The sequence below is a fragment of the Acidisphaera rubrifaciens HS-AP3 genome (assembly GCF_000964365.1).
GTDB lineage: Bacteria > Pseudomonadota > Alphaproteobacteria > Acetobacterales > Acetobacteraceae > Acidisphaera > Acidisphaera rubrifaciens.
On sequence record NZ_BANB01000924.1, the window covers coordinates 1 to 565 of the forward strand.

Below are 565 nucleotides of genomic sequence, written 5' to 3' on the forward strand. Positions count from 1 at the left end.
GGGTGCCGACCCGCGCCGACCTGCAGCGCCGGCGGCTGATGGTGACGGCGACCAAATACCTGCTGCCGGTCGGCGCGCTGGCGCTGCTGACCACCATCGCGATGTGGCCCGAATTCGACCGCGCCCGCGACGAGGCGCGGCTGTCCATGAAGCAGATGGCGCACGCGGTGAGCGGGGCGACGCTGTCGGACGCGCGCTACCGCAGCGTGGACGAGCGGGGTCGCCCCTACACGATCACCGCCGTGTCGGCCGACCAGATCTCGCCCGACCGCGTCGATCTCAGCCTGCCGAAGGGCGACCTGACGCTGGAGAACGGTACGTGGCTGATGCTGCAGTCGCGCCAGGGCATCTATATGCAGCGGGCCAAGCAGCTCGACCTGTCGCAGGACGTCACGCTGTATCGCGATGACGGCATGACCGTGCAGACCGAGACGGCCTCCATCGATCTGCACGACGGCGCCGCCGCCGGGGCCGACCCGGTGCATGTGGAGGGTCCGATCGGCACGCTCGACGCCGCGGGCTTCGCGCTGACCGACAAGGGCGATCAGATCCAGTTCGGGCCCGG

General features: G+C 70.4%; 1 protein-coding gene. It reads left to right on the top strand.

Translation table 11 applies throughout. The features are described 5' to 3' along the window. Positions 1–565: LPS export ABC transporter periplasmic protein LptC (gene lptC / locus B8460_RS19085; protein WP_048863211.1), on the top strand; the 565-nt coding region annotated here is incomplete at both ends.